The following is a 6,725-nucleotide window of genomic DNA, read 5'->3' as shown; positions in this document are numbered from 1 at the left end:
GTATTTATAATCTGAAAGAGCAGCATCGCGGCTGCGTCCTGACCATTGGCAATTTCGACGGCGTCCATCGCGGCCACCAGGCTTTGATGGCGGAATTGATTGCCGAGGGACGTAAACGCAACCTGCCGGTGGTGGTGATGCTGTTTGAGCCGCAACCGCTTGAATTGTTTGCTGGTGATAAAGCGCCAGCGCGCCTGACGCGTTTGCGTGAAAAACTGAAGTATCTCGAACAGGCTGGCGTTGATGCCGTGCTCTGCGTCCGTTTTGATCGCCGCTTTGCCGCGCACTCCGCACAAAGTTTTATCGCCGAGTTGCTGGTGGATAAACTCGATGTGAAGTTCCTCGCAGTGGGGGATGATTTCCGCTTTGGCGCTGGTCGCCAGGGGGATTTCCTGTTATTACAGAAAGCCGGTGTCGAGTATGGCTTCGAAGTCATCAGCACCCAGTCTTATTGTGATGGCGGCAAACGTATCAGCAGCACTGCGGTACGACAGGCGCTGGCGCAGGATGATTTTGCGCAGGCACAGGCGCTGTTGGGCCATCCGTTCAGCATTTCAGGCCGCGTAGTGCACGGTGATGCACTGGGCCGCACGATTGGTTTTCCCACCGCGAACATTCCTTTACGCCGCACGGTAACGCCGGTGAAGGGGGTTTTTGCGGTTGAAGTTTTAGGCCTGGGTGACAAACCCATTCCCGGCGTGGCTAACATTGGCACACGTCCAACGGTAAAAGGTCTGCGTCAGCAGCTTGAAGTTCACCTGCTCGACACACATATGAATCTTTATGGGCGCCACATTGAGGTGGTGCTGAAGCAGAAGATTCGCGACGAACAGCGTTTCGCTTCGCTGGACGCGCTGAAAGAACAAATTGCGAAAGATGTGGTGACGGCCCGCCAATTCTTTGGGCTTAACGCACCGGCTTAATGACCGAAATACGGAACCGAGAATCTGATGAGTGACTATAAATCTACCCTGAATTTGCCGGAAACGGGGTTCCCGATGCGTGGCGATCTGGCCAAACGCGAACCGGGAATGCTGCAACGTTGGTATGATGACAACCTGTACGGCATCATCCGCGAAGCCAAAAAAGGGAAAAAAACCTTTATTTTGCATGATGGCCCTCCTTATGCGAACGGCAGCATTCATATTGGTCACTCCGTTAACAAGATTCTGAAAGACATTATCGTTAAGTCGAAAGGCATGGCGGGATATGACTCGCCGTATGTGCCAGGTTGGGACTGCCACGGTCTGCCGATTGAGCACAAAGTTGAGCAGATGATTGGTAAGCCGGGCGAGAAAGTCAGCGCCGCGGAGTTCCGTGAAGCCTGCCGCAATTATGCCGCAGAGCAGGTTGAAGGTCAGAAGAAAGACTTCATCCGTCTGGGCGTGCTGGGTGACTGGGATCGCCCGTACCTGACCATGAACTTCAAAACTGAAGCCAACATCATTCGTGCGCTGGGTAAAATCATCGGCAACGGCCATCTGCACAAAGGTGCTAAGCCGGTGCACTGGTGCATGGATTGCCGTTCAGCGCTGGCTGAAGCTGAAGTCGAGTACTACGACAAAACCTCTCCCTCTATCGATGTGATGTTCAACGCCGTCGATGCGGACGCGGTGCGTGCGAAATTTGGTGTTGCGGCCTCAGAAGGTCCGGTTTCACTGGTGATCTGGACCACCACGCCGTGGACCATGCCAGCTAACCGCGGTATCTCTCTGCATCCAGAGTTCGAATACCAGCTGCTGCAGATCGAAGGTCGTAGCCTGATCCTCGCCAAAGAGATGGTTGAGAGCGTGATGAAGCGCGCGGGCATCGCTGAGTGGAAGGTACTGGGCGAATGCAACGGTGCCGCGCTTGAGCTGCAGCTGTTCCAGCATCCATTCCTTGAGCAGATCCAATCCAAAGTCGTCTTAGGCGAGCACGTGACGCTGGAAGCGGGTACCGGTGCGGTACATACCGCGCCTGGCCACGGCCCAGATGACTATGTGATCGGTCAGAAATACGGTCTGGAAACCGCTAACCCAGTGGGTCCAGATGGCGCGTATCTGCCAGGCACCTATCCAACGCTGGATGGCGTGAATGTATTTAAAGCCAACGACATGATCGTTGAGCTGTTAAAAGAAAAAGGTGCACTGCTGCACGTTGAGAAACTGCTGCACAGCTATCCGCACTGCTGGCGCCACAAAACGCCGATCATCTTCCGTGCGACCCCACAGTGGTTCATCAGCATGGATCAGAAAGGTCTGCGTGCGCAGTCGCTGAAAGAGATCAAAGGCGTGCAGTGGATCCCTGACTGGGGCCAGGCGCGTATCGAAGCGATGGTGGCGAATCGTCCTGACTGGTGTATCTCACGTCAGCGTACGTGGGGCGTGCCAATGGCGCTGTTCGTGCACAAAGAGACCGAGCAGCTGCATCCGGATACGCTTGAGCTGATGGAGAAAGTGGCCAAGTGCGTTGAGCAGGATGGTATTCAGGCCTGGTGGGATCTCGATCCGCGCGATCTGATGGGCGATGACGCAGACAACTACGTCAAAGTGCCGGATACGCTGGATGTGTGGTTCGACTCCGGATCAACCAGCTATTCCGTGGTGGATGCGCGCCCTGAATTCGGCGGCCATACGCCGGATATGTATCTGGAAGGTTCCGATCAGCATCGCGGCTGGTTCATGTCTTCTCTGATGATCTCTACAGCGATGAAAGGCAAAGCGCCTTATCGTCAGGTACTGACGCACGGCTTCACCGTGGATGGTCAGGGCCGCAAGATGTCGAAATCCATCGGTAACACCGTTGCGCCACAAGACGTGATGGACAAACTCGGCGCGGACATTCTGCGTCTGTGGGTGGCCTCAACCGATTACTCCGGTGAAATGGCGGTTTCCGATGAAATCCTGAAGCGTGCGGCGGACAGCTATCGTCGTATCCGTAACACCGCGCGCTTCCTGTTGGCTAACCTCGCAGGCTTTAACCCGGCCACTGATTGCGTGAAGCCAGAAGAGATGGTGGTGGTGGATCGTTGGGCCGTCGGCCGTGCGCTGGCAGCACAGCAGGATATCGTCCAGTCTTATGACAACTACGATTTCCACGAAGTGGTGCAGCGTCTGATGCATTTCTGCTCCATCGAAATGGGCTCGTTCTATCTTGATGTGATCAAAGATCGCCAGTACACCGCCAAAGGTGATAGCCTGGCGCGTCGCAGCTGCCAGACCGCGCTGTGGCACATCGTTGAAGCACTGGTGCGCTGGATGGCACCGATCATGTCCTTCACCGCCGATGAGATCTGGGGCTACCTGCCGGGCGAGCGTGCGAAATACGTGTTCACCGAAGAGTGGTACCAAGGTCTGTTTGGTCTGGCCGATAACGAAGCTCTGAACGATGCTTACTGGGATGACCTGCTGAAAGTGCGCGGTGAAGTCAACAAAGTGATCGAGCAGGCGCGTAGCGATAAGCGCATCGGCGGCGCACTGGAAGCCACCGTCACGCTGTACGCAGACGCTGAGCTGGCGGCCAAATTGCAGGCGCTGGGCGATGAACTGCGCTTTGTGTTGCTGACCTCAGGCGCGATCGTGGCTGATTACGCCACCGCAAGTGATGAAGCACAGCAGAGCGAAGTACTGAAAGGTCTGAAAATTGCGCTGCATAAAGCAGAAGGCGAGAAATGTCCGCGCTGCTGGCATTACACTACCGACGTTGGCCAGAATCCGGAGCATGCTGCGGTCTGTGGTCGTTGTTACACCAACGTAGCCGGCAACGGTGAAGTGCGGAAATTTGCCTGATGAGTAAACTCTGCTCGACCGGATTGCGTTGGTTGTGGCTGGTGCTGGTGGTCATCGTGATCGATTTCGCCAGCAAGCAGTGGATCATGAACAACATGATGCTGCACGAGACCAAGCCGCTGATACCGTTTTTGAATCTGTTCTACGCGCATAACTATGGTGCGGCGTTCAGTTTCCTGGCGGACAAAGGCGGCTGGCAGCGCTGGTTCTTTGCCGGCATCGCGATTGCGATTGTCGTGTCGCTGGTGGTGATGATGTATCGCAACCGCGCCAGCAACAAATTAACCAATATTGCTTATGCGCTGATTATCGGCGGAGCGTTGGGAAACCTGTTTGATCGTGCTTATCACGGCTTCGTGGTCGATTTCATCGACTTCTATGTCGGCGACTGGCACTTCGCCACCTTTAATATCGCCGACTGCGGAATCTGCATCGGTGCTGCCTTGGTGGTGTTGGAAGGTTTCCTCACGCCGAAAGATAAACAGGTCAAAGAGAAAGGGTAACAACAGATGATGGACTCCGTTCAGCGCGATAGCGCGTTGCTGGTGCATTTCACATTGAAGCTGGAAGATGGCTCGACCGCCGAATCCACACGCGCCAATGGCAAACCCGCGCTGTTCCGTCTGGGTGATGGCAGCCTGTCAGGTGCGCTTGAAAAGGAACTGCTCGGGCGTAAAGTCGGTGATAAGCACACCTTTACGCTGGCACCAGATGATGCCTTTGGTGGCACCAGCCCGGATCTGATCCAGTACTTTTCGCGTCGTGATTTCAAGGATGCAGGTGAGCCGGAAGTCGGGGCCATCATGCTGTTCAGCGGTCGGGGTGGCAGTGAAATGCCCGGCGTAATCCGTGAAGTTTCCGGTGACTCGATCACCGTCGATTTTAACCATCCGCTGGCCGGTCAGCGCATTCAGTTTGAAATTGAAGTGCTGGAGATTGATCCGGTACTGGAGGGTAGTGATGCAAATCCTGTTAGCTAACCCTCGCGGTTTCTGTGCTGGCGTGGATCGCGCCATCAGTATCGTGGAGCGCGCGCTGGAGATGTACGGCGCGCCCATCTACGTGCGTCATGAAGTGGTGCATAACCGTTATGTGGTGAGCAGCTTGCGTGATCGCGGTGCGATCTTTATCGAAGAGATCAGCGAAGTGCCCGATAACGCCATCCTGATCTTCTCGGCGCACGGGGTTTCTCAGGCCGTTCGTGCTGAAGCCAAAGCACGTAACCTCACCATGCTGTTTGATGCGACTTGTCCGCTGGTGACCAAAGTGCATATGGAAGTCGCACGTGCCAGCCGTAAAGGTGTTGAAGCTATTCTGATTGGTCATGCCGGTCATCCAGAAGTGGAGGGCACCATGGGGCAGTACAACAACCCTAAGGGTGGCATGTATCTGGTCGAGTCGCCGGAAGATGTGTTCAAGCTGAGCGTCAAAGACGAAGGCAATCTGTGCTTTATGACGCAGACCACGCTGTCGGTTGACGATACTTCGGACGTGATCGATGCACTGCGCCAGCGCTTCCCGGCGATTATCGGGCCGCGCAAAGATGACATCTGTTACGCCACGACCAACCGTCAGGAAGCGGTGCGCGTATTGGCGCGTGATGCTGAAGTGGTGTTGGTGGTCGGTTCGAAAAACTCCTCTAACTCTAATCGCCTGGCCGAGTTGGCACAGCGTGCAGGAAAACTGGCGAAGCTGATTGATTCAGCGGATGACATCCAGGAAGAGTGGGTGAAAGACAAACAGATCATTGGTGTGACGGCCGGTGCCTCAGCACCTGATATTCTGGTGCAGCAGGTGATCCAACGCCTGCGTGAACTGGGCGGTGAAGCGGCCATTGAGCTGATTGGCCGTGAAGAGAATATCGTGTTTGAAGTACCGAAAGAGCTGCGCGTCGAAGTGCGCAACGTGCAGTAAGCGTTGACGTGCGCTGCTTCAGAATCAGGCCGACATTGTTCGGCCTTTTCTTTGTCTGTCGCCATGCCAAAGACCACTTCCAGCAGGTGGGATTGCATTTACTGATAATGTTTGGCGGCTGGCGTAAAATTCTTATTATCCCTTTTTTATTGTGGCGTGACTGTTATCTGACCGTTAACCTGTTTACGCTTTGCATGCATAGATTTGTATCAGGAATGAATAATTATGAGTGATATCCGCATTGCTATCGTTGGTGCGCCGGGCCGCATGGGACGCAATTTAATTCAGGCCGCGCAGCAGGCGGAAGGCGTAACCTTAGGCGCCGCTTTTGCCCGCAGCAGTTCTTCACTGCTGGGCACTGATGCCGGAGAGTTGGCGGGCATCGGTAAAATCGGTGTGACCCTGACCGACGATTTGCTGAAAGTGGTTGATGATTTCGATGTGCTGATCGACTTCACCCGCCCGGAAGGCTCGCTGGAGTATCTGGCGTTCTGCCGTGAGCATAAAAAGGCGATGGTGATTGGCACCACCGGTTTTGATGAAGCTGGAAAAGAGGCGATTCGCGCTGCGGCGGAAGAGATTGGCATCGTGTTTGCCGCCAACTTCAGCGTGGGCGTCAACCTGGTGCTGAACCTGTTACAGCAGGCGGCGAAGGTGATGGGCGACTATGCCGATATTGAAATCGTTGAAGCGCACCATCGTCATAAAGTTGATGCACCATCAGGTACAGCGTTAGCGATGGGTGAAGCGATTGCCGATGCGATGAACTGGAAACTGGACGAGCACGCGGTCTACGCGCGTGAAGGCCATACCGGTGAGCGTAAAGCGCAAACCATTGGTTTTGCCACGGTGCGTGCTGGCGATATCGTGGGTGAGCATACTGCTATGTTTGCCGATATTGGTGAGCGCGTAGAGATTACCCACAAGGCCTCCAGCCGTATGACCTTCGCAAATGGCGCGGTTAAAGCGGCAAGTTGGCTAAAGACTAAGAAATCTGGCCTTTATGATATGCGTGATGTGCTGGATTTATCGATGTTGTGA

Annotated in this window: 6 protein-coding genes; all 6 read left to right on the top strand. The window is 54.8% G+C overall.

The window, feature by feature from the left end; all coding sequences use genetic code 11:
- Positions 1-2: 2 nt before the first annotated feature.
- The 6 genes from ribF to dapB all read left to right on the top strand — a co-directional run bounded on the left by ribF (position 3) and on the right by dapB (position 6,725).
- Entirely contained in the window at positions 3-923 is a 921-nt protein-coding gene (gene ribF, locus QMM04_RS19960; protein ID WP_282996842.1) for a bifunctional riboflavin kinase/FAD synthetase, read from the top strand.
- A gap of 27 nt (positions 924-950) precedes the next feature.
- Positions 951-3,770 carry an isoleucine--tRNA ligase gene (gene ileS, locus QMM04_RS19955; protein WP_282996841.1) on the top strand — a complete coding sequence of 940 codons (2,820 nt, stop codon included), beginning with the start codon at positions 951-953 and terminating at the stop codon, positions 3,768-3,770.
- Positions 3,770-4,273, top strand: a complete 504-nt coding sequence (gene lspA / locus QMM04_RS19950) for a signal peptidase II (protein WP_039329411.1) — start codon at positions 3,770-3,772, stop codon at positions 4,271-4,273. The genes ileS and lspA overlap by 1 nt, the downstream gene beginning before the upstream one ends.
- Before the next feature lie 6 nt (positions 4,274-4,279).
- Entirely contained in the window at positions 4,280-4,750 is a 471-nt protein-coding gene (gene fkpB / locus QMM04_RS19945; RefSeq protein WP_039329409.1) for an FKBP-type peptidyl-prolyl cis-trans isomerase, read from the top strand.
- On the top strand, positions 4,731-5,684 hold the full coding sequence (gene ispH, locus QMM04_RS19940; RefSeq protein ID WP_282996840.1) for a 4-hydroxy-3-methylbut-2-enyl diphosphate reductase: 954 nt from the start codon (positions 4,731-4,733) through the stop codon (positions 5,682-5,684). Before fkpB ends, ispH begins: the two co-directional genes overlap by 20 nt.
- Positions 5,685-5,909: 225 nt before the next feature.
- The gene (gene dapB, locus QMM04_RS19935) at positions 5,910-6,725 is read left to right on the top strand and encodes a 4-hydroxy-tetrahydrodipicolinate reductase (protein ID WP_282996839.1); all 816 of its coding nucleotides are present in this window, start codon (positions 5,910-5,912) and stop codon (positions 6,723-6,725) included.

Origin of the sequence: Pantoea sp. Pa-EAmG, from assembly GCF_030024295.1 — a bacterium.
Classification (GTDB): domain Bacteria; phylum Pseudomonadota; class Gammaproteobacteria; order Enterobacterales; family Enterobacteriaceae; genus Pantoea; species Pantoea dispersa.
This window is presented reverse-complemented; position numbering and strand designations above follow the sequence as displayed.